Source organism: Burkholderia mycopellens, assembly GCF_964265025.1.
In the GTDB taxonomy this organism is placed as follows: domain Bacteria; phylum Pseudomonadota; class Gammaproteobacteria; order Burkholderiales; family Burkholderiaceae; genus Burkholderia.
Window position 1 is genome coordinate 1,988,118 of record NZ_OZ183803.1, and the last position, 24,804, is coordinate 2,012,921.

General features: G+C 68.9%; 23 protein-coding genes. 12 read left to right on the forward strand and 11 right to left on the reverse strand.

Annotated features, from left to right (window positions below; translation table 11 throughout):
* Window positions 1–31: 31 nt before the first annotated feature.
* Genes ACPTTC_RS27160 through ACPTTC_RS27175 form a run of 4 tightly spaced genes read right to left on the reverse strand, consistent with a single transcriptional unit; the run spans window position 32 to window position 3,583 of the window.
* Window positions 32–1,300, reverse strand: a complete 1,269-nt coding sequence (locus ACPTTC_RS27160) for an FAD-dependent oxidoreductase (protein ID WP_423394682.1) — start codon at window positions 1,298–1,300, stop codon at window positions 32–34.
* On the reverse strand, window positions 1,297–1,530 hold the full coding sequence (locus ACPTTC_RS27165) for a 2Fe-2S iron-sulfur cluster-binding protein (RefSeq protein WP_011355492.1): 234 nt from the start codon (window positions 1,528–1,530) through the stop codon (window positions 1,297–1,299). The genes ACPTTC_RS27160 and ACPTTC_RS27165 overlap by 4 nt, the downstream gene beginning before the upstream one ends.
* Entirely contained in the window at window positions 1,527–2,654 is a 1,128-nt protein-coding gene (locus ACPTTC_RS27170; RefSeq protein ID WP_423394683.1) for an NAD(P)/FAD-dependent oxidoreductase, read from the reverse strand. The genes ACPTTC_RS27165 and ACPTTC_RS27170 overlap by 4 nt, the downstream gene beginning before the upstream one ends.
* Entirely contained in the window at window positions 2,651–3,583 is a 933-nt protein-coding gene (locus ACPTTC_RS27175; RefSeq protein WP_423395722.1) for a 4-hydroxyproline epimerase, read from the reverse strand. Before ACPTTC_RS27175 ends, ACPTTC_RS27170 begins: the two co-directional genes overlap by 4 nt.
* 251 nt (window positions 3,584–3,834) lie before the next feature.
* Here ACPTTC_RS27175 and ACPTTC_RS27180 point away from each other — a divergent pair, with 251 nt between their 5' ends.
* The 5 genes from ACPTTC_RS27180 to ilvD all read left to right on the forward strand — a co-directional run bounded on the left by ACPTTC_RS27180 (window position 3,835) and on the right by ilvD (window position 11,439).
* Complete coding sequence (locus tag ACPTTC_RS27180; RefSeq protein ID WP_423394684.1) at window positions 3,835–4,755, forward strand: dihydrodipicolinate synthase family protein; 921 nt, start codon at window positions 3,835–3,837, stop codon at window positions 4,753–4,755.
* Window positions 4,756–4,986: 231 nt separating this feature from the next.
* A complete protein-coding gene (locus ACPTTC_RS27185; RefSeq protein WP_423394685.1) occupies window positions 4,987–6,612 on the forward strand; it encodes an APC family permease in 1,626 nt (541 codons plus the stop codon).
* Window positions 6,613–6,687: 75 nt separating this feature from the next.
* The gene (locus ACPTTC_RS27190; RefSeq protein WP_423394686.1) at window positions 6,688–8,280 is read left to right on the forward strand and encodes an aldehyde dehydrogenase (NADP(+)); all 1,593 of its coding nucleotides are present in this window, start codon (window positions 6,688–6,690) and stop codon (window positions 8,278–8,280) included.
* Window positions 8,273–9,295 carry an Ldh family oxidoreductase gene (locus ACPTTC_RS27195; protein ID WP_423394687.1) on the forward strand — a complete coding sequence of 341 codons (1,023 nt, stop codon included), beginning with the start codon at window positions 8,273–8,275 and terminating at the stop codon, window positions 9,293–9,295. Before ACPTTC_RS27190 ends, ACPTTC_RS27195 begins: the two co-directional genes overlap by 8 nt.
* Window positions 9,296–9,579: 284 nt before the next feature.
* Window positions 9,580–11,439 carry a dihydroxy-acid dehydratase gene (gene ilvD, locus ACPTTC_RS27200; RefSeq protein ID WP_175968249.1) on the forward strand — a complete coding sequence of 620 codons (1,860 nt, stop codon included), beginning with the start codon at window positions 9,580–9,582 and terminating at the stop codon, window positions 11,437–11,439.
* 138 nt (window positions 11,440–11,577) lie between these two features.
* Here ilvD and ACPTTC_RS27205 read toward each other — a convergent pair whose 3' ends face one another.
* A complete protein-coding gene (locus tag ACPTTC_RS27205) occupies window positions 11,578–12,366 on the reverse strand; it encodes an SH3 domain-containing protein (RefSeq protein ID WP_423395723.1) in 789 nt (262 codons plus the stop codon).
* A 39-nt stretch (window positions 12,367–12,405) separates the two neighbouring features.
* Window positions 12,406–12,837: a hypothetical protein gene (locus ACPTTC_RS27210; protein WP_423394688.1), complete on the reverse strand. Its 432-nt coding sequence runs from the start codon at window positions 12,835–12,837 to the stop codon at window positions 12,406–12,408.
* A 297-nt stretch (window positions 12,838–13,134) separates the two neighbouring features.
* Here ACPTTC_RS27210 and ACPTTC_RS27215 point away from each other — a divergent pair, with 297 nt between their 5' ends.
* Together ACPTTC_RS27215 and ACPTTC_RS27220 are read left to right on the forward strand one after the other, a co-directional pair.
* Window positions 13,135–14,670: a sigma-70 family RNA polymerase sigma factor gene (locus tag ACPTTC_RS27215; RefSeq protein ID WP_423394689.1), complete on the forward strand. Its 1,536-nt coding sequence runs from the start codon at window positions 13,135–13,137 to the stop codon at window positions 14,668–14,670.
* A gap of 181 nt (window positions 14,671–14,851) precedes the next feature.
* Window positions 14,852–15,754 carry a helix-hairpin-helix domain-containing protein gene (locus tag ACPTTC_RS27220; RefSeq protein WP_423394690.1) on the forward strand — a complete coding sequence of 301 codons (903 nt, stop codon included), beginning with the start codon at window positions 14,852–14,854 and terminating at the stop codon, window positions 15,752–15,754.
* Between the two features lies 1 nt (window position 15,755).
* Here ACPTTC_RS27220 and ACPTTC_RS27225 read toward each other — a convergent pair whose 3' ends face one another.
* The gene (locus ACPTTC_RS27225; protein ID WP_423394691.1) at window positions 15,756–16,538 is read right to left on the reverse strand and encodes a hypothetical protein; all 783 of its coding nucleotides are present in this window, start codon (window positions 16,536–16,538) and stop codon (window positions 15,756–15,758) included.
* A 110-nt stretch (window positions 16,539–16,648) separates the two neighbouring features.
* Complete coding sequence (locus tag ACPTTC_RS27230) at window positions 16,649–17,074, reverse strand: helix-turn-helix domain-containing protein (protein ID WP_423394692.1); 426 nt, start codon at window positions 17,072–17,074, stop codon at window positions 16,649–16,651.
* Window positions 17,075–17,214: 140 nt separating this feature from the next.
* Between ACPTTC_RS27230 and ACPTTC_RS27235 the strand changes: the two genes are divergently transcribed.
* Window positions 17,215–17,712: a DUF2938 domain-containing protein gene (locus ACPTTC_RS27235; RefSeq protein ID WP_423394693.1), complete on the forward strand. Its 498-nt coding sequence runs from the start codon at window positions 17,215–17,217 to the stop codon at window positions 17,710–17,712.
* 13 nt (window positions 17,713–17,725) lie between these two features.
* Here the strand turns inward: ACPTTC_RS27235 and ACPTTC_RS27240 are convergent, their stop codons facing one another.
* Together ACPTTC_RS27240 and ACPTTC_RS27245 are read right to left on the reverse strand one after the other, a co-directional pair.
* On the reverse strand, window positions 17,726–17,929 hold the full coding sequence (locus ACPTTC_RS27240; protein WP_423394694.1) for a hypothetical protein: 204 nt from the start codon (window positions 17,927–17,929) through the stop codon (window positions 17,726–17,728).
* A 26-nt stretch (window positions 17,930–17,955) separates the two neighbouring features.
* Complete coding sequence (locus ACPTTC_RS27245; RefSeq protein ID WP_069621794.1) at window positions 17,956–18,396, reverse strand: MarR family winged helix-turn-helix transcriptional regulator; 441 nt, start codon at window positions 18,394–18,396, stop codon at window positions 17,956–17,958.
* 135 nt (window positions 18,397–18,531) lie between these two features.
* Between ACPTTC_RS27245 and ACPTTC_RS27250 the strand changes: the two genes are divergently transcribed.
* Complete coding sequence (locus tag ACPTTC_RS27250; RefSeq protein ID WP_423394695.1) at window positions 18,532–20,061, forward strand: DHA2 family efflux MFS transporter permease subunit; 1,530 nt, start codon at window positions 18,532–18,534, stop codon at window positions 20,059–20,061.
* Between the two features lie 80 nt (window positions 20,062–20,141).
* Here the strand turns inward: ACPTTC_RS27250 and ACPTTC_RS27255 are convergent, their stop codons facing one another.
* Window positions 20,142–21,656 carry an acetyl-CoA hydrolase/transferase family protein gene (locus ACPTTC_RS27255; RefSeq protein WP_423394696.1) on the reverse strand — a complete coding sequence of 505 codons (1,515 nt, stop codon included), beginning with the start codon at window positions 21,654–21,656 and terminating at the stop codon, window positions 20,142–20,144.
* 653 nt (window positions 21,657–22,309) lie between these two features.
* On the opposite strand from ACPTTC_RS27255, the gene ACPTTC_RS27260 reads away from it, so the two are divergent.
* Genes ACPTTC_RS27260 through ACPTTC_RS27270 form a run of 3 tightly spaced genes read left to right on the forward strand, consistent with a single transcriptional unit; the run spans window position 22,310 to window position 24,791 of the window.
* Window positions 22,310–22,990, forward strand: coding sequence for a CDP-alcohol phosphatidyltransferase family protein (locus ACPTTC_RS27260; protein ID WP_423394697.1), 681 nt, complete (start codon window positions 22,310–22,312; stop codon window positions 22,988–22,990).
* Window positions 22,987–23,793 carry a HalD/BesD family halogenase gene (locus ACPTTC_RS27265; protein WP_423394698.1) on the forward strand — a complete coding sequence of 269 codons (807 nt, stop codon included), beginning with the start codon at window positions 22,987–22,989 and terminating at the stop codon, window positions 23,791–23,793. Before ACPTTC_RS27260 ends, ACPTTC_RS27265 begins: the two co-directional genes overlap by 4 nt.
* A complete protein-coding gene (locus tag ACPTTC_RS27270; protein WP_423394699.1) occupies window positions 23,790–24,791 on the forward strand; it encodes an HpnL family protein in 1,002 nt (333 codons plus the stop codon). The genes ACPTTC_RS27265 and ACPTTC_RS27270 overlap by 4 nt, the downstream gene beginning before the upstream one ends.
* The last annotated feature ends 13 nt before the right edge of the window (window positions 24,792–24,804 follow it).

A 24,804-nucleotide genomic window follows, 5' to 3' on the forward strand; every position in this document is an offset into this window, starting at 1 on the left:
TTGCGTTGCCGCGACGACGCATCACATCACATCACGCGCCGTCACAGGCCGCCGTGCCATCCAGCATCAGCGTGCCGACCCGCGCGGGCACGAGCGGCGTGCGCGGCACGGGCGGCGTCCAGCCGAACAGTGCCTGCGCGGCCGCGCCGCACACACGGCCCTGGCACGCGCCCATCCCGCAGCGTGACTGCAGTTTCGCGGCCGTCCAGCCCGGCGCTTGCGCGACTGAATCGAAACGCACATCTTCGCAACGGCACAGCAGCGTGTCGGCCCGCGCAAGCCGGCGGATTGGCTCACGAATCGCGAAACGCTCGCGCACGGCATCGGCAAACGCCTGCCAATGCGCGCGCCGCGCGACGAGCGCGGCCAACTGCGCGGCCTGCCCGGTCGCCGCATAGCCGGCGATTTCGCCTTCGACCATCGCCAGTTCGCTGCCGCCGACGCCCGTACACTCGCCCGCCGCGAAGACCCCGTCGCGGCTCGTGTGCTGGTGCGCATCAATCGCCACCGCGCCGTTGTCGATCCGGCAGCCGAGATGGCTCGGCAGCACGGTATTCGGCACGAGGCCGAAGCCGCATGCGAGCCGGTCGCAGTCGACGTCGAACTCGCGATCGCCCTGACGAATCCGCACTCGCTCGAGCCGCTTGTCGCCGAACGCTTCGACGACATGCGCATCGGGCCGATAGGCGGCGGTGACGAGCTTCGCGGCCTGCGCGAGCTTCGACGGCCAGCGCCACAGCCCCGCCCCGAAACCGGCCACGTCGCCCCATGCGGCCTGTTCGAGCACATGCGATACGCGTGCGCCGGCCTGACGGGCCGTCGCGGCGCTCGCCAGCAGCAGCGGCCCGCTGCCCGCGATCACCGTGCGCTGCGCGCGCACGTCGAGTCCGTACTTGATCAACGCCTGCAAGCCGCCCGCGCCGGTCACCCCCGGCAGCGTCCAGCCCGGAAACGGCAGCAGCAGCTCGCGTGCGCCGCAACAGAGAATCAGCGTCCGGAAATCGAGCAGCAGCCCGCGTTCGTCGTCTTCGAGCAGCAGCGTGCCCGGCTGCGTTTCGGCGACGATGCGCGTCGCCGCGAGATGCGTGACGTTCGGCTGCCGCAATACGGCGAACCGCTCGGCGGCGGCCGGCGTCGGCGTCGCCGTCGCACCTTGCCGCCATATCTGCCCGCCCGCCCGCGGGTTGTCGTCGACGATCGCAACCGTCGCACCGCTTCGCGCGGCGGCCCGTGCGGCCGACAGCCCGGCCGGGCCCGCGCCGACGATCGCGACGTCGACGCTCAGTCGTTCCTGTTTCATCGCGTGCGCTCCACCTGCATCCCGTCACGGCACAGCGTCTGGCAGGCCAGCCGGCGCCGGCCGTCGATCGTCATCCTGCACTCCTGGCAAACGCCCATCCCGCAAAACGGCGCACGCGCCGCGCCCGTGCACGACACGCGCGTCGTGTCGTCGCCGCTCGCCGCGACAGCGGCCGCGACGGTCGCGCCGTCGGCCACCGTCAGCGCGCGGCCGTCCAGATGAATGATCATGTCAGCGCTCCGGCTTCAAGGGACGCGGTGAGGAAGCGTCCCGGCAAATACGGTTCGATATCGATGGGCGGCCGTTCGCCGGCCATCCGCGCAGCGACGAGCCGCGCGCTACCCGGCGCGGTCGTCACGCCGAGCCCTTCATGCCCGACCGCGAGCCACACGCCCGGCCGCGCCGGATGCTCGCCGAGCAGCGGCAGCCCGTCGGGGCTCGCGGAACGGAACCCCGTCCATGCGCGGATGCCGTTCAGGTCGGCCAGGCCGGGCAGATAGCCCACCGCGCGGCGCAGCATGCGCGCGAGCACGGGCGGATCGACTTGCGCGTCCTCGGTGTCGAACTGGCGCGACGAACCGATCAGCAACTGGCCGGTCGGCCGCGGCTGCACGTTGAACGCGACCGACGTGCCGTCGCTCGCATGCGCACTCGCCGCATAGCCCAGCTCGACGAGCTGGTGCGACACCTGGCCCGGGTAGCGGTCGGTAATCAGCAGATGGCCCTTTTTCGGGCGCAGCGGCAATTCGGGCAGCAGCGTGCGCGCGGCAACGCCGTTCGCGACGACCACCCGCTCCGCGCGCAGCGTGTCGCCGCTCGCGAGCGTCACGCTCGCGCCATCGACCGCGACGGCGCGGTCGCGCCGCAACGTGATGCGCGGCGCGCGTTGCAGCAGCCAGTTCGCGGCGACGGGCGCATAGAGGATCGCATCGCCGGGAATCTTCAGCGCACCGCCCAGGCCGGCACGCAGCATCGGCTCCAGTTGCGCGAGCGTCGCCGCATCGATCAGCTCGCCCGCCACGTCGTGCGCGGCCAGCGTCGCCTGCTTCGCGCGCGCCAGATCCATTTCGTGCGCATCGGCGGCGAGCCACAGCGTGCCGCAGTTGCGGTACGCGCAGCCTTCCGGCATCTGGCCGCTCAGCGCGCGCCACAGTTCGATCGAGTAATGGCTGAGCGCGAGTTCGGCCGCGTTGTCGTCCATCGCGACGAGGTGGCCCATCCCCGCGCCGGTCGCACCGCCGCTCGCGTCGTCGACGACGAGCACGCGCAGCCCGCGCTGCGCGAGTTCGTGCGCGCACGCCGCGCCGACGATGCCGGCGCCGACCACGACGACATCTGCCTTCGTGTCGCTCACGGCGCGATACCCCAGCCGAATGGATCGTCTTCCTCGATCAGCAGCGTCGCTTCCGCGCTCAGGTGCGCGCTGCCGCGGATCGTCGGCACGATGCCGCCTTCGGCCTGCTCGTAGCTCGCCTGGAACACGCTGCCGATCACGCTCGCCTGCCGCCATACGGCACCCGGCGCGAGCTTGCCGTCGGCCGCGAGGCACGCGAGCTTCGCGCTCGTGCCGGTGCCGCACGGCGAACGGTCGTACGCAAGGCCCGGGCACAGCACGAAGCTGCGGCTGTCGTGCTCGGGATCGTCGGCGAACAGCTCGATATGGTCGATCTCGCCGCCGTTCGCGCCGGTGATGCCCGCGCGTTCGAGCCCTTCGCGCACGGCCGACGCATACGCGGTGAGCGCCGCGACGTTGTTGCCGGCGACGCGCTGCCCGTGGTCGCTGATCAGGAAGAACCAGTTGCCGCCCCATGCGATGTCGCCCTTCACGGGGCCGTAACCCGGCACGTCGAGCGCGACGTCCTTCGCATGGCGATACGCGGGCACGTTGCGCACGCTGACCGACAGGTCGTCGTGCAGCGTCGCCTCGACGGTGCCGACCGGCGTTTCGATCCGGTGCACGCCAGGCGCGATGCGCCCGATATGGTGCAGCGTGCGCACGACGCCGATCGTGCCGTGCCCGCACATCCCGAGATAGCCGCTGTTGTTGAAGAAGATCACGCCGGCCGCCGCATCGGGCGACACGGGCTCGCACAGCAGCGCGCCGACCAGCACGTCGCTGCCGCGCGGTTCGAGAATGCATGCGGTGCGGTAGCGGTCGTGCTCGCGCGCGAGCACGTCGCGGCGCTCGGCCATGGTGCCGCTGCCGAGCGCGGGGAAACCGGACACGACGAGCCGAGTGGGTTCGCCGCCCGTGTGCGAATCGATGATCTGGATGCGCTTCATCATGAGCCGTCCGAAGTGGGGAAAGGAGCACAGCTTCCTCCGTCGCGCGTCCGCCCGCTTGTGGCTTTTCGATGAGGACGACGACGAAATCGGCATAGTGCGAAGCGCCCTTCCCGCGCCGTCCGGTCGCTGTGCCGATTTCGTCATTTTGCTCCGCGATACGACTCAAGCGTGATGGGCATTTGCGCGGCGATACTGGTTGCCACACCGACACCTGTCGGCCGACCGATACAAACACGTAGGAGATTGAAGTGAGCCGAAACGCCATTCAGTGGACCGGGGTTTTCCCGGCCGTCAGCACCCAGTTCAAGCCGGACTTTTCCCTCGACATCGACGCCACGCACCGAGTGGTGAAGAACCTGGTGAACGACGGCGTATCGGGCCTCGTGGTCTGCGGCACGGTCGGCGAAAACACGTCGCTGTCGACGAACGAGAAGCTCCAGGTGATCGAGGCCGCACGCGACGCGGCCGGCGGCAAGATTCCGGTGATCGCCGGCATCGCCGAATTCACGACCGAATTCGCGCGTAACACGGTGCGTGAAGCGCAGCGCGTCGGCGTCGACGGCGTGATGGTGATGCCCGCGCTCGTCTACTCGGCGAAGCCGCACGAAACCGCCGCGCACTTCCGCGCGGTCGCCACCAGCACCGACCTGCCGGTGATGGTCTACAACAACCCGCCGATCTACAAGAACGACGTGACGCCCGACGTGCTGATCGCGCTGCAGGATTGCGAGAACATCGTCTGCTTCAAGGATTCGTCGGGCGATACGCGCCGCTTCATCGACCTGCGCAACGCGGTCGGCGATCGCTTCGTGCTGTTCGCGGGCCTCGACGACGTCGTGGTCGAGAGCATTGCCGTCGGCGCCGAAGGCTGGGTGTCGGGCATGTCGAACGCGTTCCCGAAGGAAGGCGAGACGCTGTTCCGTCTCGCGAAGCAAAAGCGCTTCGACGAAGCGCTCGCGCTGTACCGCTGGTTCATGCCGCTGCTGCACCTCGACGCGCGCCCCGATCTCGTGCAGTGCATCAAGCTGTGCGAAGAGCTGGTCGGCCGCGGCAGCGCGATCACGCGTCCGCCGCGCCTCGCGCTGCAGGGCGACACACTCGCGGAAGTGAAGGCCATCGTCGCCAAGGCGCTCGCCACGCGCCCGGCGCTGCCCGACGTCGGTCTCTGATCGACTCCCCCGGCGGCGGCGCAAGGCTTACCCCTTCGCTCCGCCGTCTTCGGTCCGGCATGGCCTGCGGGCCCGTTCGCCCCGGCGCCCGCCCGCGCCGCGCGTGAACGGCCCGCGGCCCGCCCCGGTCGTTCGAACCGGGCGACGCCGGCCGGCAGGCTTGCGCCGCTGCTCCGTCGGAGCGCGGCGCACCTCAAGCCTGTGCCGATATTCCTCCCAGGAGACAAGCCCATGCCAGGCCAAGGCAACGCTCACCCGTCTGTCCCGCTTTCCCGTTCCGCGCACCCCGACGCGGGTCACGGCAAGTTCAAGAAACAGCTGTCGCTGACCGATCTCACGTTCATCGGTCTCGGCGCCATTTTCGGTTCGGGGTGGCTGTTCGCCGCGAGTCACGTGTCGACGATCGCGGGCCCGGCCGGCATCTTCTCGTGGCTGCTCGGCGGCTTCGCGGTGCTGCTGCTCGGCATCGTCTACTGCGAACTCGGCGCCGCGCTGCCGCGCGCGGGCGGCGTGGTCCGCTACCCGGTGTTCTCGCACGGCCCGCTGCTCGGCTACCTGATGGGCTTCATCACGCTGATCGCCTTTTCGAGCCTGATCGCGATCGAAGTCGTCGCCGCGCGCCAGTACGCGGCCGCGTGGTTTCCGGGCCTGACCGTCGTGGGATCGAGCGACCCGACCACGCTCGGCTGGCTCGTGCAGGCCGCGCTGCTGTGCTTCTTCTTTTACCTGAACTATTCGAGCGTTAAGACGTTCGCGAAGGCGAACAACATCATCAGCATCTTCAAGTTCATCGTGCCGCTGTCGGTGATCGCGGTGCTGTTCACGTTCTTCAAGCCCGCGAACCTGACCGTGCACGGCTTCGCGCCGTTCGGCATGCCGGGCATCGAAATGGCCGTGTCCGCGGGCGGCATCATCTTCGCGTACCTCGGGCTCACGCCGATCGTGTCGGTCGCGAGCGAGGTGCGCAATCCGCAGCGCACGATCCCGATCGCGCTGATCCTGTCGATCCTGCTGTCGACACTGATCTACGTGCTGCTGCAGCTCGCGTTCATCGGCAGCATCCCCACCGCGATGCTCGCCGGCGGCTGGCACGACATCAGCAAGGCATTCACGCTGCCGTACCGCGACATCGCGCTGGCGCTCGGCGTCGGCTGGCTCGCGGTGATGGTCGTCGCCGACGCGATGATCTCGCCGAGCGGCTGCGGCAACATCTACATGAACGCAACGCCGCGCGTCGTCTACGGCTGGGCGAAGACGGGCACCTTCTTCAAGGTGTTCACGCGCGTCGACGAAGCGTCCGGCATCCCGCGCGCGGGCCTGTGGCTCACGTTCGGCCTCGCGATCTTCTGGACGATGCCGTTCCCGTCGTGGGAAGCGCTGATCAACATCGTGTCGGCCGCGCTGGTGCTGAGCTATGCGGTCGCACCGGTATCGGTCGCCGCACTGCGCCGCACCGCGCCCGACCTGCCGCGGCCGTTCCGCGCAAGCGCGTTCGGCATCACCGGCCCCGCGTCGTTCGTGATCGCCGCGCTGATCGTCTACTGGTCGGGCTGGAGCACGGTGTCCTGGCTGCTCGGCCTGCAGATCGCGATGTTCGCGATCTATCTCGCATGCCGCCGCTGGGTGCCGACCGCGCATCTGAGCCTCGCCGAGCAAGTGCGTTCGTCCGCGTGGCTGATTGCGTTCTATGCCGCGATGATCGTGCTGTCGTATCTCGGCGGCTTCGGCGGCACGGGCCGGCTTGCGCATCCGTACGACACGGTCGTCGTCGCGGCCGTCGCGCTCGTCATCTACTACTGGGGCGCGAATACCGGTGTGCGCGCCGACAAGCTGCAACTCGACGACGACGAAGACTGACGCGCCCGTTCCTTTTCCCATGATCCCTTCGGCCGGGCGCCCCATGCCCGGCCCCTGCTTTTTCCGAGGAAAACCATGCAACTCACAGGTCAGCTCCTGATCGGCCAATCGGCCGTCGCAGGACAGAACGGCACCCTCCACGCGATCGCCGCCGCAACCGGCGAGCCGCTCGAACCCGCCTTCGGCGGCGCGAGCCTGCACGACCTGGAGACGGCCTGCGCGCTCGCCGACGACGCATTCGACACGTATCGAGAAACGTCGCTCGACGCCCGCGCCGCGTTTCTCGACGCAATCGGCCGCCACATCATGGCGCTCGGCGACGACCTGATCGAGCGCTGCGTCGCCGAAACGGGCCTGCCGCGCGCCCGCATCGTAGGCGAGCGCGGCCGCACGGTCGGCCAGCTCGCGCTGTTCGCATCGCTCGTGCGCGACGGCGGTTTTCTCGACGCGCGAATCGATCCGGCGCGCCCCGAACGCAAGCCGCTGCCGCGCGTCGACCTGCGCCTGCGCAACATCGCGCTCGGGCCCGTGGCCGTGTTCGGCGCATCGAATTTCCCGCTCGCGTTCTCGGTCGCCGGCGGCGACACGGCCTCGGCACTCGCGGCCGGCTGCCCGGTGATCGTCAAGGCGCATTCGGCGCACCCGGGCACGTCGGAGCTCGTCGGCCGCGCGATCCAGCAGGCCGCGCGCGAATGCGGGATGCCGGCCGGCGTGTTCTCGCTGCTGTTCGACGCGTCGCGCGAAATCGGCCAGGCGCTCGTCGCCGATCCGCGCATCAAGGCCGTCGGCTTCACCGGCTCGCGCCGCGGCGGCGTCGCGCTGATGCACATCGCGGCCGCCCGCCCCGAGCCGATTCCCGTCTATGCGGAAATGAGCTCGATCAATCCCGTGCTGCTGTTTCCCGCCGCGCTCGACGCGCGCCACGGAGCGATCGCGCCGCAGTTCGCCGCGTCGCTCACGCTCGGCGCCGGCCAGTTCTGCACGAACCCGGGCCTCGTGCTCGCGGTCGACGGCCCCGCGCTGCGCGCGTTCGAGAAAACGGCCGCCGCTGCGGTGCGTGCCGCGCCCGCGCAAACGATGCTGACGCCGCACATCCACGCCAGCTACGAACAAGGTGTCGCGGCGCTTCGCGATCACGCTGCGGTCGAGCTGCTCGCGCAAGGCGCCGAAGGCAATCGGCTGCAGGCCCGCGCGGCGCTGTTCGCGACCTCGGCCGAGGCGTTCATCGCGCATCCCGAATTGCGCGACGAAGTGTTCGGCCCCGCTTCGCTCATCGTGCGTTGCCCGGACGCCAGCACGCTGCAGCGCGTGCTGAAGTCGCTCGAAGGCCAGCTGACGATCGCCGCGCACCTTGCCGACGGCGACGCCGCGTTGTTCGCCGCGCTGCGACCGCTGCTCGAGCGCAAGGCCGGCCGCATTCTCGTCAACGGCTTCGGCACGGGCGTCGAGGTCGGCCATGCGATGGTGCACGGCGGCCCGTTCCCGGCCACGTCGGACACGCGCACGACGTCCGTCGGCGCGCGCGCGATCGAACGCTTCCTGCGCCCCGTGTCGTATCAGGACCTGCCGGACACGCTGCTGCCCGATGTGATCCGCGACGGCAATCCGCTGAACGTGCCGCAACGCATCGACGGCGTGCCGGCGCCGCGGGAGGCGAACCATGTCTGAGCCGATCGCCGAAGTCGTCCTGTCGCTCGATGAAGTCCACACGCTCGCGCTGCGCGTGCTGACGCACAACGGACTGTCCGACGCCCATGCGCGGGCCATCGCCAACGTGATCACACAGGGCCAGCGCGACGAATGCCATTCGCACGGCGTATACCGGCTGCTGGTCTGCGTGCGTTCGCTGAAGAAGGGCAAGGTCGATCCGCAAGCGGTGCCGACGCTGCGCCGCCTGTCGTCGTCGATCGTCTCGGTCGACGCGCATCGCGGCTTCTCGCTGTTGAGCTTCGAGACAGGCCTGCCGGTGCTCGTCGAAATGGCGAAGCAGCACGGCATCGCCGCGCTGACGATCAACCGCTGCTACCACTTCTCCGCGCTGTGGCCCGAGGTCGAGGCCATCGCGGCCGAGGGGCTGGTCGGCATCGCGATGAATCCGAGCCACAGCTGGGTCGCGCCGGAGGGCGGCCGCGAGCCGGTGTTCGGCACGAATCCGATCGCGTTCGCGTGGCCGCGCCCGGGCGGCGTGCCGTTCGTGTTCGATTTCGCGACGAGCGCGATCGCGCGCGGCGACATCGAGCTGCATGCGAAGCAGGGCAAGCCGATCCCGCCGGAATGGGCGATCGACGCCGACGGCCGGCCGACCACCGATCCGAAGGCCGCGCTGCAGGGCGCGATGCGCACGTTCGGCGGCCACAAGGGTTCGGCGCTCGCGGCGATGGTCGAGTTGCTCGGCGGCGCGCTGATCGGCGACATGACGAGCCGCGAGTCGATGGACTTCGACGAAGGCGTCGGCGCGACGCCGTGCCATGGCGAACTCGTGATCGCATTCGACCCGAAGGTGTTCCTCGGCGACGATCTCGACACGGGGCTCGCGCGCGGCGAACGGATGTTCGAATCGATCGTCGCGCAGGGTGCGCGGCTGCCGTCGCAACGCCGCTTCGACGCCCGCGCGCGCAGCATCGCGAACGGCGTGCGGATTCCGAAGGCGCTGTACGACGAGATCCTGACGCTGCTCGACTGACGCCGACGCGCGGGGCCGGATCGCGTGTTCGCCGCCGATCCGTGCACGAGCCGGCCACCGCTGCGGACGGTCACGCCGGCGGCCCGCAGCCGTGCGCGGGTTCCGCGCCGGGCACGCCGCCCGCGCCGGTGGCCTGCCCCATGGGCGCCACGCCCGCGGCGGCTGTGGGATAATTGCGCGGTTTGCCCTGGGCGCAGCTCAAGAGGTTGTTCGCACGGGCGCGCGAGAGGCCTTTATTCCCCGTGCCTCCACCCTTTTCCCGCGATATTTCTTCAGCAACGACAATGCCCACTTACCGTTCCAAAACCTCCACCGCCGGCCGCAACATGGCAGGTGCGCGCTCGCTCTGGCGCGCCACCGGCATGAAAGACGACGATTTCTCGAAGCCGATCATCGCGGTCGTCAACTCGTTCACCCAGTTCGTGCCGGGGCACGTGCACCTGAAGGATCTCGGCCAGCTCGTCGCGCGCGAGATCGAGGCTGCCGGCGGCGTCGCGAAGGAATTCAACACGATCGCGGTCGACGACGGCATCGCGATGGGCCACGACGGCATGCTGTATTCGCTGCCGAGCCGCGACATCATCGCGGACTCGGTCGAATACATGGTGAACGCGCACTGCGCGGACGCGATGGTCTGCATCTCGAACTGCGACAAGATCACGCCGGGGATGCTGATGGCCGCGATGCGCCTCAACATTCCGGTGATCTTCGTGTCGGGCGGCCCGATGGAAGCGGGCAAGACGCGCCTCGCGAACCCGGTCACCAAGGCCATCGAAGTGAAAAAACTCGACCTCGTCGACGCGATGGTGATCGCGGTCGACCCGTCGTATTCCGACGCCGAAGTCGCCGAAGTCGAACGCTCGGCCTGCCCGACCTGCGGCTCGTGCTCGGGCATGTTCACCGCGAACTCGATGAACTGCCTGACCGAAGCGCTTGGCCTGTCGCTGCCCGGCAACGGCACGGTGGTGGCCACGCACGCCGATCGCGAGCAACTGTTCAAGCGCGCCGGCCGTCGCATCGTCGAGCTCACCCGCCAGCACTACGAGCAGGACGACGAACGCGTGCTGCCGCGCTCGGTGGGCTTCAAGGCATTCGAGAATGCCATGACGCTCGACATCGCGATGGGTGGCTCGACCAACACGATCCTGCACCTGCTTGCAATCGCGCAGGAAGCCGGCATCGACTTCACGATGAAGGACATCGACCGCCTGTCGCGCGTCGTGCCGCAGCTGTGCAAGGTCGCGCCGAACACGAACAAGTACCACATCGAGGACGTACACCGCGCAGGCGGCATCATGGCGATCCTTGGCGAGCTCGACCGCGCCGGCAAGCTGCACACCGACGTGCCGACCGTGCACACGCCGTCGCTGAAGGACGCCCTCGACCAGTGGGACATCGTCCGCACGCAGGACGAAGCGGTGCGCACGTTCTACCAGGCCGGCCCGGCCGGCATCCCGACGCAGGTCGCGTTCAGCCAGAACACGCGCTGGCCGAGCCTCGACCTCGATCGCGCCGAAGGCTGCATCCGCTCGTACGAGCATGCGTTCTCGAAGGAAGGCGGCCTCGCCGTGCTGACGGGCAACATCGCGCTCGACGGCTGCGTGGTCAAGACGGCCGGTGTCGACGAGAGCATCCTCGTGTTCGAAGGCACCGCGCACGTGACCGAATCGCAGGATGAAGCCGTCGAAAACATCCTGAACGACAAGGTCAAGGCCGGCGACGTGGTGATCGTGCGCTACGAAGGCCCGAAGGGTGGCCCCGGCATGCAGGAAATGCTCTACCCGACCAGCTACATCAAGTCGAAGGGCCTCGGCAAAGCATGCGCGCTGCTGACGGACGGCCGTTTCTCGGGCGGCACGTCGGGTTTGTCGATCGGCCATTGCTCGCCGGAAGCGGCAGCGGGCGGCGCGATCGGCCTCGTGCGCGACGGCGACAAGATCCGCATCGACATCCCGAACCGCACGATCAACGTGCTGGTGTCGGACGAGGAACTGGCGCGCCGCCGCGAAGCGCAAAACGCGAAGGGCTGGAAGCCGGCGCAGCCGCGTCCGCGCAAGGTATCCGCGGCGCTGAAGGCCTACGCGAAGCTGGTCATGTCTGCCGACAAGGGCGCCGTGCGCGACCTGTCGCTGCTCGACGACTGACAGGGGCGGCCTGACCGGCTGCCCGCAACGCGCAGCCGGTCAGGCTGCGGGCCGTGCGACCGCCCGCTCGCCCGATCCAGAAGCCGCTCTCCGGAGCGGTTTTTTTTCGTCCGGCGCCCACCGAAAGCGCCGGCATCGTCAGTGACGGAAGTCTTCCGGGCCGCCGCCACCGCTACCGCCGCCACCGCCCCCATGGCTTCCACCGCCGTTCCCGCCGCCTTGCGGCCGCGCGCCGCCGTAACCCCCACCGCCACCCGGGTGCACCGGCGCCGGCATCGTGCGGACCTCTCCGCCCGGTGCGGGCGGCGGGCGCATGACGGCCGGTGGCGGCCCTGCCGGACGCGCATTGCCGGCTGCACCCGGCGGCGGCGTGCGGATCGCGCCGTTCCAGCCGCCGCGCGCAGCCGACGGCCGCGTGTCATGCACGGGCGGCGGACCGCCCGGTGTAACCTGCACCGCCCCGCCCGGTTGCGGGCGCCCCTGTCGCGGCGGTTCGCCACCGGGGCCGAGCCTCGGCTCCGGACGATGCGCCCAGCGATCGCGGTCGTGATACCACGGCCGGTTGCGGTAGTAGCGATCCCAGTACGCCGCGATCGCGAATCCGGTGATCGGCACGCCGATGATCGCGCCGTAGTCGAGCAGCGGCGCGTAACCGCCCTGGTACGGATAGTCGATCAACTGCGCGTCGATCCAGCCGCGCACGCCGGGCAGCGCGACGTCGCACCACGTGTAGTCGCTCAGGCAGCCGAACACGTCCAGCGCGGTGCCCGGCGGAATCTGCGCGACGACCGGATAGTCGGGCGCTGGCCCGGCGAACAGTTCCGCCGGTGAGTTCGTGTAGCCGGTGCTTTGCGCGTCCGCGAGACCCGGCACGGCCGCCAGGCCGAGCAAAGCGACGCACAGGCCGCGAACGATCGTATTCCTCATGCTCATGATGCTCTCCCGCGCGGTGCCGCCGCGCGCCGGTCAATGCCGATGTCCGCCCCAGCCGCCACCCCAGTGGCCGCCGCCCCACGGACGATGCCAGTACCCGCCGCGCCCACGCCAGCCGCCGCCCCATCCGCCCCAGAAGCCGACCGAGATCGCCGGCGCGCCCCAGCCGTACCAACCGGGGTAATACGCAGGGGCATAGTACGGATATGGATAGGGATACGGCGGCGGATAGGCCGGCGTGACGTAGACGGGAGACGGGTCGGCCACGGGCGGCGCGCTCGCCGCCGAGGTCGGGCCCGGCGCAGCGGTGGCCGGTGCAGCCGGTGTGACGGGGATCTCGCGCTGCGTCAGCGTGGCCGGCGTGTAGTACGGAGCATAGCCATACGGACTCGTGTAATAACAGCCGCCGAGGGCCAGCGTCGTCAATGCGAATACCGCACACCTCGCGGCAGGAATCGGGGTCATGTCTTGCTCCGGCAGAATCCGCGCGTCGCCGTCGGGCGTGCGCCTGACTCTAGCTTACGTCCCCTGCAGATTTCCGCTCGGTATGATCGGTTACTTTTTGTTTCCTGCACCGGACGGGCGCGCGGGCACGCCGCGTGCTGGCCCGTCTGCCGCACTCGCGTTGAAGTTCGCGCAAATGCCCTCAACTTGAACGATGTCAGGCTGGCCGGCGCGGACGGGGTTCGCGAGCAACCGGCGGCCCGAAACCAGCGGACTTCGGCCCGCCCAGACAGGAGCGCGGCTCGCGCCGCCATCGACATGACTACGCCACGCCCCACTTCCCGGGCGGACACGCCGCTCGATCCGATCATCCAGTTGCTGGCGCTCGCCGGCGAACAGGGCTATCTGACCCACGCCGACCTCGTCGACGCGCTGCCGCCCGAAAGCGACAGCCCCGACGCGCTCGACGTCGTGCGCGCCGCGCTCGCCGACATCGGCATCGCCGTGCTCGACGAGCCGGCCGCGCCAGCGCCGTTCGCCGGTTCGGCGCCGGTCGACGTCGATCGCGATGCGCTCGATGAAGGTCGCGCGCTGCTTCGCGACCTCGCACGCGGCACGAGCGCGTCGACCGATCCGCTCGCGCTCTACATGCGCCGCATGCAGGCGGTGCCGCTGCTCACGCGCGAAGGCGAAATCGTGCTGGCGCGTGAGATCGAGACGGGCCGCCACCAGATCCTGCACGCGCTCGCCGGCTATCCGGCGGCAGTCGACGCGCTGCTTGCGCGTCATCGCGCAACGGCTGCGGCCGGCGCCGCCGGATCGCACGGTGACGACGCGGGCGACACGCCCGCGCCGGCCAGCTATGACGCACTGCAGACGGCCGTCGCGGCCTTGCGCGGCGCGTTGCACGCGCATGGCTTCGGTTCGGCCGAATACCGCGACGCGCGCAACCGCGTAGCCGCCCTGCTCGGCTCGATCGCGTGGGTCGCGCCGGCCGTCGACGACGCGAGCGGTGTCGTGCGCGCACTCGCTTCTGCGCCGCAGGGCGCCACGGCGGGCGAAGCCGCCTGCTTCGACGCGGTCGCGCGACGGGCACTCGCCGCAGCGCTCACCGACGGCCAGCAGAAAGTGCGCGACGCCACGCGCGCGATGCTCGAGGCGAACCTGCGGCTCGTGCTGTCGATCGCGCGCAAGTACATGAACCGCGGCGTCGACCTGCCCGATCTCGTGCAGGACGGCAGCCTCGGCCTGATGCGTGCGATCGAGAAATTCGAATACCGGCGCGGGTTCAAGTTCTCGACCTATGCGACCTGGTGGATCCGCCAGGCGATCGCACGCGCGGTCGCGGATCGCGCACGCACGATCCGCGTGCCCGTGCACGTCGGCGACCAGTACCAGCGCGTGCAGCGGCATGCGCTGCGTTTTCACCAGCGCACGGGCCGCCGGGCGACGCCGGCCGAGCTCGCGGCCGAAACCGGCCTCGACGAGGACAAGCTGCGCGCGTTGCTCGCGCTCCCTGCCGAGCCCGTGTCGCTCGACGCGCCGCTGCCCGACGCGGACACCGGCCTGGTTGAACTGATCGAGGACCAGGCGTCGGCCAGCCCGTTCGAGCAACTGGCCGACACGCGCATGCGCGAATGCGTGAGGTCGCTGCTCCGGTCGGTCACGCCGGCCGAGGCCGACGTGCTGCGCCGGCGGTTCGGTCTCGGCGGCACCGAGCCCGATACCTACGACGCGATCGCGCAGGACGCGGGCATGTCGCGCGAACGCGTGCGGCAGATCGAGAAACGGGCGCTCGCTGCCTTGCGCACGGCCGCCGAGGCCGAGAACGCGCAGTCGTTCCTCGATGCGTGATCGCGTCACGCGACGCACGGTCGTGTCGCTCTCCGGCACGACCGTGCGCTGCGAACCTGTGCTACGTTTGCCATTGACGTGCATCAAGTTTTCTTGATCGCGCGTCGCGACAATGATGCAAAGCCGACCGGCGCATCGTTCGCCGTGTCCATTCCGTTTGTGCTTCCCCAGGTCCCTCGGCATGCAGACGACCGCCAGCCAAACGTACGAGGAAAACCGGCATATCGCGACCTGCCTGCGCGAGGCGGCGCAGCGGCTGGCTGACCAGGGCGCGAATCCGTACCGGGTCGCCGCGTACCGCGCGTCGGCCGAGACGGTCGATGCGCTCGACCTCGACATCCGCGTGCTGTTCGAGTCCGGCGGCGTCGATGCGCTCGGGACGCTGCCGGAGATCGGCACGGGCGTCGCCCAGGCGATTGCCGAGCTGCTGGTGACGGGGCGCTGGCGCCAGCTCGACCGGCTGTGCGGCGACGCCGAACGCACCTCCGCGTTCGAAGCCGTGCCGGGCATCGGCCACGCGCTCGCACTGCGCATTCACGACCTGCTGCACATCGATACGCTCGAGGAGCTCGAACGCGCGGCCCGCAACGGCCAGCTCGAAACGATCTCGGGCGTCGGCCCGCGGCGCGCGGCCGGCATCCGCGCCGCGCTCGACGACGTGCTGAGCCGCCGCCGGCGCTGGCAGGGCCACGTGCAGGACGCCGGCCCCGGCACGGAGCCGCCCGTCGAACTGCTGCTCTACATCGACCGCCTGTACCGCAACAAGGCCGCCGCCGGCGTATTGCCGACGCCTGGCGCGGCGCAACGCGCCACCACGCACCGGCGGCCGAACGCGGACGGTTACGTGCGGCTGCCCGTGATGCACATGACCAAGGGCGGCTGGCACTTCACCGCGCTGTGCCTGCATGCCGCGATGCGCACGCCGGAGGCGTCCCGCCCGACGGACTGGGTCTCGCTCTATTTCTACGACGCGCTGCAGCGCGAGCACCAGCGCACCGTCTTCACCGAAACGTATGGCTCGCTCGTCGGCAAGCGCATCGTGCGCGGGCGCGAGCAGGAATGCCGCGTGTATTACGCCGGATGAGTCAGTCGTCGCCGGCCTCGTCGATGTCGAACGCGACGTCGAGCACCGACGCGATCTCGCGACATGCATGAGTGAGCGTACGTGTGCGGCGACTGGAATGGCCCACGCCGACATCGAACCAGGTCGAATCCGACACGTAACCGGCTGTGCTTTTCCGGTCTGGCACGTCGAACCAGAAGGTCACCGTGTAGCCGCCCTTCCAGCGAACCGGAATCACCTGCGTGAGCCGCAGTCTCGTGATTGCGCCGTGGCGGAACCGGAAGCTTTGGTCGCCGACGCGGAATCCCGACCACGCGCCGTCGTTCGACACGAACACGGTCAGCGTGTCGTCCGGCGGCGCGGCCGGCAGGCCGTTCGCCGGGGCCAGGTCGGCCGTCGACACCATCGCCGCGCCCGAACCGTCGCGCCCCGCCTCGACATCCACGTAGGCTTCGATCGTCCGCTTCGCGTTGTCGTAGAAACAGCGCGTGACGTCGGGCCGCGCAGCGTCGGTAATCAGAACCAGTTGCTTGAATCGTGCCTGCTCGCCGTATCGAAGCGGCACATCGGGTACATCATCGGGCGCGTCAACCGGTTCGTCGTCCAGACTATCGGCCGGTGCGGGCGGTGCGGTCATGTCAGGCTGCCCAACGCCCCCACGCCGCCGTTTCACCCAAGCGGTTCCCCACATCAGCAGCGCGGTCTGCGCCGCCAGCACGGCGGCCATCGTCGCGCACCCGGCGAGAAACCCGTAATACGGCCCGACCTTCGATGCCGCATATGCGGCCGGAAGCACGTAAAGCACCCATACAAACCACACGCAGCAACCCCGTTGTTCGTGTTTTCGATGTCCGTTTGGAATGGTGCGGCGCGCCGCCCTGCCGCCACCCCAATCCGCCGATGCGCGTTCGCCGCCTACGCGCTATCCGTTTTCGCGCGGCGCGCCGGATGGCGATGCGCGGCAATGCGCAGCAGCTTCTGGAACGACGGACATTCAAGATGGTTCGACGCCGGGCACACGGCCGCATGTCGCAACGCATCGCGCACGGCGCCGAGACGGCGGATCGTGCGGTCGAGTTCGTCGGCCTTGCCGTCGAGCTTTGCGCGATCGATCGCGGGCGGGCCGTCCGTGCCGACCATCGCGAGGATGTCGTCGAGCGAGAAACCTGCCTCGCGGCCCAGTGCGATCAGCGCCAGGCGCTCCAGCACCGACTCGTCGTATTGCCGCCGCAGCCCGTGGCGGCCGGTCGGGACGATCAGCCCCTTTTCCTCGTAGTAGCGCAGCGTCGACGCGGGCAATCCCGAGCGACGCGCCACATCCGCAATGTCCAGCCGGCTCATGCTTGACCTCAAGTGAACTTGAAGTCGCAAGATAGTCGTTCGACTTCACAAAGACAAGCCCGGACTGCCATGAAACCGCTGAAACCACGCTGTATTGCGCTGTACCGCCCCGCCTTTTCCCTTCTTCGCGGAGGGTCGCGATGAGCCCGACCGACGTCCTGCTCAACCTGTTGCCGATCGGCGCGGGCGCCACGTTCGTGATGGATCTGTGGACGCTGTTCCGGCGGCGTGCATTCGGCATTCCGTCGCTCGACTATGCGCTGGTCGGCCGCTGGATCGGCCACATGATGCGCGGCCGGTTCCGGCATGTGTCGATCGGCGCCGCAGCGCCCATGCCGGGCGAACGCACGCTCGGCTGGATCGCGCATTACGCGATCGGCATCGCGTTCGCGGCGCTGCCCGTCGCGATCGCCGGCACGGAATGGATCGGCACGCCGACGCCGCTTCCCGCACTCGTCGCCGGCCTCGCCAGCGTGGTCGCGCCGTTCTTCGTGATGCAGCCCGCGTTCGGCTTCGGCATCGCGGCGTCGCGCACGCCGCACCCGGGCGTCGCGCGCAGGCGTAGTCTCATCACGCATTTGTCTTACGGTGTGGGGCTTTATCTGGCGGCGCTCACACTCGCGGCGCTGCTGCGTTGAGCACGCGGCTTCGTCAACAAAGCCGTAAAAGATAGCGTCGGCTCGACCGAGCCGACATCGACGCCCACGCAAACACTTCGTCGAGCATGACGGGCGCATCGTCCTGTGCCAACCGGACGAACGCCCCGCCGGGCATCCGCACCGGCACGACGGCGATCACGACGCCGCATGCCGGCAGGCGGGCAGCGCTGCCACCCGGCGTTTTCAAGTCGCTCATCCGGGCCGCCCGAACGGCGGCGCGGATCACTCTCCGCCGCAGTCGATCAGGTTGCGGCGCACGCGCCCGAGCAGCCGCACCAGCGTATCGCGCTCGTCAGGCGTGAAGCCGCGCAGCCCGTCGTCGGCGACGGTGTCACCCACTTCGAGCATCTGCGGAAAGATCTCGCGCGACTTGTCGGTCAGCCGGATCACGAATGCACGACGATCGTCGTCGTTCGCGATGCGCTCGATCCAGCCATAGCCTTCCATCCGGTCGAGCAACCGCGTGAGCGAGATCGGCGTGATCTCGAGCCATTCGGCGAGCCGCGCCTGATTCATCTCGCCCTTCCACGTCAGGTACGCGAGCACACGGCTCTGCGCGCGCGTCAGCCCGATGCGCTTCGCGCGCCGGTCGAACAGCCGTCCGTTCAAGCGGGCGACGTCGGCGATCAGATAGCCGATCCGGTTCTCGTAAGTCTTGTCCATGCGGCGATTATAGGGTCAAGCCTGGAACGGCCCGCGGCTCGCGGCCCGGCAATAAGCGGATATATAATAAGCGTGCTTATAAATCCAGCGATACCGGATCGCCGCCCACGGCGACCGCCCCACGGAGACACCCGCTTGAACCCCGCCGCCGACGCCCCCGCCTCGCCCGCCCTGAACCGGCCGATGCTGACCCTGTCGATCATGCTCGCCACGCTGATCCAGACCCTCGACAGCACGATCGCGAACGTCGCGCTGCCGCACATGCAGGGCACGTTGTCCGCGTCTCAGGACGAGATCACGTGGGTGCTGACCTCCTATATCGTCGCCGCGGCGATCGCGACACCGCTCACCGGCTGGCTGTCCGACCGGCTCAGCGTAAAACGGCTGCTGATCGTGTCGATCGCGGGCTTCACGGTGGCCTCGGCGTTGTGCGGGCTCGCCGAGACGCTCGTGCAGATCGTCGGCGCGCGTCTGCTGCAGGGCGTGTTCGGCGCCGCGCTGGTGCCGCTGTCGCAATCGATCCTGCTCGACATCAATCCGCGCGAGAAACAAGGCCAGGCAATGGCGATCTGGGGGATGGGCGTGATGGTCGGCCCGATCCTCGGCCCGACGCTCGGCGGCTGGCTCACCGACAGCTACAACTGGCGCTGGGTGTTCTTCATCAACGTGCCGATCGGCGCGTTCGCGCTCGCCGGCGTGATGACCTTCCTGCCCGCGCGCGCGCCGCGCCCGCACGTGAAGTTCGACGCGTTCGGCTTCGCAACGCTCGCGCTCGCGATCGGCGCGTTCCAGGCGATGCTCGACCGCGGCGAACAGCTCGACTGGTTCGGCTCGTACGAGATCCGCATCGAGGCGCTCGTCGCGGCACTCGGCTTCGCGTTCTTCCTCGTGCATACGGCAACCGTCGGCAAGGCGTCGTTCTTCAAGTCGGAATTGCTGCGCGACCCGAACTTCGCGACGGGTACGCTGTTCATCTTCGTGGTCGGCGCGGTGCTGTACGCGACACGCGCGCTGCTGCCGCCGATGCTGCAGAACCTGATGGGCTACCCGGTCGCGACGACGGGCCTCGTCACCGCGCCAAGCGGCGCCGGCACGATGATCGCGATGCTGTTCGTCGGAAGGCTGTTGAAATACGTGGATGCGCGCATGCTGCTGCTCGCGGGGCTGTCGATTTCCGCGCTCGCGCTATGGCAGATGATGCAGTACACGGTCGTGCTGTCCGAAGCGGACATCGTGTGGCCCGGCGTGGTGCAGGGCTTCGGGCTGGGGCTCGTGTTCGTGCCGCTGAGCGCGCTGTCGTTCTCGACGCTGCCGCCCGAGCTGCGCGCGGACGGCACGGCCACCTACAGCCTGATGCGCAACATCGGCAGCAGTATCGGCATCTCGATCGTGCAGACGCTGATGACGCGCAACACGCAGGTCGCGCATGCCGACCTCGCGACCCACATCACGCTGTTCAACCCGGCCGTGCAGGCAATGGCCGGCAGCCGCCTCGACCTCGCGCTGCTCGACCGCACGATCAACCAGCAGGCGTCGATGATCGCTTACCTGAACGACTTCAAGCTGATGTTCGTCGCGACGCTGCTGATGATCCCGCTGTTGCTGCTGATCCGCCCGCCGCGGAAAGCGGCGAGCGTGGATGTCGCGCACGCGGCGATGGATTGACGCGCCGATGCGGGCGGCGCCTTCCGCTCGGCCGGCGGGCTCCCCGCCCCGCATCCGGAACGCGGAGCGCCGCGCGTGCGTCAGGCCTTCATCGTGCCCGTTCGCACGTAGCGCTCGTGCCACGACAGCGCCTCGGCGAGCAGATGCGGCGTGTGCTTGCCGAAGCTTTCGCGCGACGCGCGCTCGAAGTAGTCCTCGAGCATCGGCCGGTAATCGGGATGCGCACAGCTCGCGATGACCTTGCGTGCACGCTGCTTCGGCGACAGGCCGCGCAGGTCCGCGAGGCCCTGCTCGGTGACGACCACCGCGACATCGTGCTCGGTATGGTCGACGTGGCTCGCCATCGGCACGATCCGCGAGATCGCCCCGCCCTTCGCGGTACTCGCCGACATGAAGCACGACAGGTAGCCGTTGCGCGCGAAATCGCCCGAGCCTCCGATGCCGTTCTGGATCTTCGTGCCCATCACGTGCGTCGAGTTCACGTTGCCGTAGATGTCGGCCTCGATCATCCCGTTCATCGCGATGCAGCCGAGCCGGCGCACGAGTTCCGGATGGTTGCTGATCTCCTGCGGGCGCAGCACGATCTTCTCGCGGAACGTCGCGATTTCGTCGGCGAAGCGCTGCACGGCGGCCGGGCTCAGCGACAGCGCGGTGGCCGACGCGAAGCTCAACGTGCCGTCCTGGAGCAGGTCGAGCATGCCGTCCTGGATCACCTCGGTGTACGCGGTCAGGTTCGAGAAGCCGGCCGAGCTGAGCTCCGCGAGCACCGCGTTCGTGATGTTGCCGACGCCCGACTGCAGCGGCAGCAGGTTTTCCGGCAGGCGGCCGCGCTTCACTTCATGGCGCAGGAAGTCGATCAGCTGCAGCGCGATCTGCTTCGACGTCGCGTCCGGCGCGGAAAACGCATTGCTGCGATCCGGCGCGTCGGTCTCGACGATCGCGACGACCTTGTCGGCCGGGCAACGCAGGTACGGCTCGCCGATCCGGTCGTCGCTCTTCGTCAGCGGAATCGGCTTGCGGTGCGGCGGCAGCGCGGTGCCGTAATAGACGTCGTGCATCCCGTCGAGGCCGAGCGGCTGGCGCGCGTTGACCTCGAGAATCACGTGCTTCGCGCGTTCGAGCCAGGTCTTGTTGTTGCCGATCGACGCGGACGGAATCAGCAGCCCGTCCTCACGGATGCCCGCGACTTCGACGATCGCGACATCGAGATCGCCGTACAGCCCGAACCATGCGTACTGCGCGACGTGGCTCAGGTGGACGTCCTGGTAGTCGACTTCGCCGCCGTTGATCTTGTCGCGCAACGTCGGGTCCGACTGGTACGGCAGGCGCATCGAGATGCCGTTGGTCCGGGCGAGCGCGCCGTCGAGTTCCGGCGCGGTCGACGCGCCCGTCAGCACGTTGATCCGGAAGTCCTCGCCGCGCGCGTGCGCCGCGTCGATGTGGGCGGCAAGCGCGGCCGGTACGGCCTTCGGATAGCCCGAGCCCGTGAAGCCGCTCATGGCGACGGTCATGCCGGGACGGATCAGCGCGGCGGCTTCGTCGGCGGTGCGGACGAGCGAACGCAGGGCGGGAGCGAGGATGCGTGATGAAGACATGGCTGGTTTCTGACGCTTGGGTCTGTCGTTGACGTCGCGGGGGGTGTCTCCTGAGCGACATGAAGCCCTTGGGGCCGCGAGGGGCGGCCGGCACCACAGGCACGATCGGAGTATCGCAGAGGCGATCGCCGCGAAATGTCCGCCAAATGAAAAAGATCCTTGCCGGATTTGCCGGGTATCGAACGACCGTTCTGTGACAGGCGCGCCGTTTGAACCGGATGCACACGAAAGGTGCGCGAAAGCATCGGGCAGAAAGTCCGGCCGCCGATCGCCAACCTGCGTGCATTAATCGACGGATTTCCACCGCAATTTATCGCCCGTCGACCGGCAATGACCGACATCCGTCCGGCGCGGCCAATTGTCACCCGATGCGGATTGTCCCGGCCTGACGCACGTCAAGCTCGCACGTGCCGCGCGACGCGCATCGGGACACGCGAAAGGCACCGCCGCACCGGCCTCCGAGGCCCGTCCGTCCTTGACAGCCGCGCGGCGCGAACCACACTGGAATACGAAACCCGCAGCCCCGTTCGGCCGCCCTTTCGCGTACGCGCTTTTCGGCCGGCCTATCGCCGCAAGACGCGGTAACACTCCCTCATGTCAGGACATTGATCGAATAAAAAGCAACAAATTACAATTCCGTATATATTTCGCCGATGGACCAAAGAAAAACCGCTACACGTTCCGAACCGCCCCTGCCACGCACCTGGGATGCGCGGCTCGCGCGCTCGCTTGTCCGGCCGCTGGTCGACACGCCCGTCACCCCGAATCACCTCACTACCGTCCGTCTGCTGATCGGCCTCGCCGGCGCCTGGTGCCTCGCGCACGGCGGCTTCGGCTGGAGCAATGCAGGCGCGTTCCTGATCGTGCTGTCGAACTTCGTCGACCACACCGATGGCGAACTCGCACGCATCAGCGGCAAGTCGAGCAAGATCGGTCATTTTTATGACCTCGCGGCAGACGCGCTCGTCACGGTCGCGCTGTTCGTCAGCATGGGCATCGGCATCGTCGCCCAGGGCGGCCAGATGGCCGCGTCGCCGGTACTGCTCGGTGCGGTGGCCGGCGCGGCCGTCGCGCTGATCTTCTTCCTGCGCATGCGGATCGAATCGTTCGCCGGCAAGGCCGGCACCAAGCAGGCATTCGCCGGCGGCTTCGAAACCGAAGACGTGCTTTACCTGCTGCCGCTCGTGACGCTGTTCGACGGCGTCGAGCCGTTCCTGCTCGCGGCGTCGATCGGCGCCCCGCTGTTCGCCGCCTGGGTCGTGATCGACTGGTGGCGCATCGTCCGGCGCGGCAACGTTGCTCAGAATCCAACCGAAATCCAGGCTTCCAAATGACTAGCACGCGCGACGACTCCGTGCTGAGCCTGGCACGCCCCGCGCCCGTGCGCGCGGCCGTAGCCGATCCCGATCGCACCGTGGCCGACTGCGTCGGCCGCCTCGACCTCGAGCGCCTGCGCGGCGACTACACGCGCCAGGGCTCGTTCCTGTACCTCGACGCATTCCTGCCGGCCGACGCGCACGCGAAGCTGGCCGATGCCGCCCGCGCGATGCAGGCCGGCCTGAACCGCAATTACCTGCCCGGCCACAAGCAGGGCGGCAGCGTGAGCCGCCATACGATCGACGAGCAGGCCCCGTACATCGCCGAACTGTATCGCTCGAAGGCGCTCATCGCCTTCCTCGAGAAAGTCACGGGCGACAAGCTGATGCTGTCGCCGGACGACGATCCGCACGCATACGCACTGTATTACTACACGAAGCCCGGCGACCACATCGGCTGGCACTACGACACGTCGTACTACGACGGCCGCCGCTACACGTTGCTGATCGGCGTGATCGACGAATCGTCGTGCCGGCTCGACTACGAACTGCACACGCGCAATCCGGACGTGGCCGACGAACCGGGCTCCGTCCAGATCGCCGACGGCGGCATCGTGCTGTTCGACGGCGACAAGCTGCGCCACCGCATCACGCCGCTCGGCCAGAACGAGATGCGCGTGTCGCTCACCTTCGAATACGTGACGAACCCCGGCATGCGGCCGTGGAAGCGCTTCATCTCGAACATGAAGGACGCGATCGCGTATTTCGGTTTCCGCCAGGTGTTCAAGCAACTGGCGACGCGACGCACGACCGGGTCATGACACGCGCCGGGCTCATCCTGCTGTCCCTCGGGACCGCACTCTTCGTTGCACTCCTTGCATGGCAGGGCGTCGGCGCGGTCGCGTCCACGTTCCTCGCGGCCGGTTGGGGGCTCGCGCTCGTCGCGGCGTTCCACGTCGTGCCGCTCGTGATCGATGCGATGGCGGTGTCGGTGATGTTCCGCCCCGGCCAGCCGGGCGCCGAGCTCGGCAACGCGCTGCGCGCGCGCTGGGTCGGCGAATCGGTGAACAGCCTGCTGCCCGCCGGGCAGATCGGCGGCCCCGTGCTGATGGTGCGCCACCTCGCGCAGCGCGGCACGCGGATGGCCGACGCGGCGGCGGCCGTCACCGTCAGCACGACGATGCAGGCGCTCGCGCAGATGGCGTTCGCACTGATCGGCATCGCCGCGTTCAGCCTGTATGCGACGCACGAATCGGTCGCGCACCTGCGCACGCCCGCGCTGATCGCCACCGGCGTGCTCGGCACCCTCGCCGCGCTGTTCTACGTGGCGCAGCGGCGCGGGCTGTTCGGCCGCGGCCTGCGCCTCGCGTCGAAGCTGCTCGGCCCGCGCGACTGGTCGTCGCTGGCCACCCGCGCCGACGCGATCGACGATGCGGTCGGCACGCTGTACCGCGATCGTGCGAAGGTCGCGAAGACGTTCGCATTGAGTCTCGTCGGCTGGATCGTCGGCACCGCGGAAGTGTGGCTCGCGCTGCACTTCCTCGGGCACCCGGTGAGCTGGCTCGACGCGCTGCTGCTCGAGAGCGTCGGCCAGGCCATTCGCGGCGCGGCCTTCGCGATCCCGGGCTCGCTCGGCGCGCAGGAAGGCGGCTACCTGCTCCTCGCGCCGCTGGTCGGACTGCCGCCCGACGCGGCGCTCGCGCTGTCGCTTGCGAAGCGCGCGCGCGAACTCGCGCTCGGCCTGCCCGGCCTGCTCTATCTGCATTTCAGTGAAAGAAACTGGCAGCGGCGCCGTGCGCCGCAGCCGCTCGCCGACTGATCGTTCAGATCCG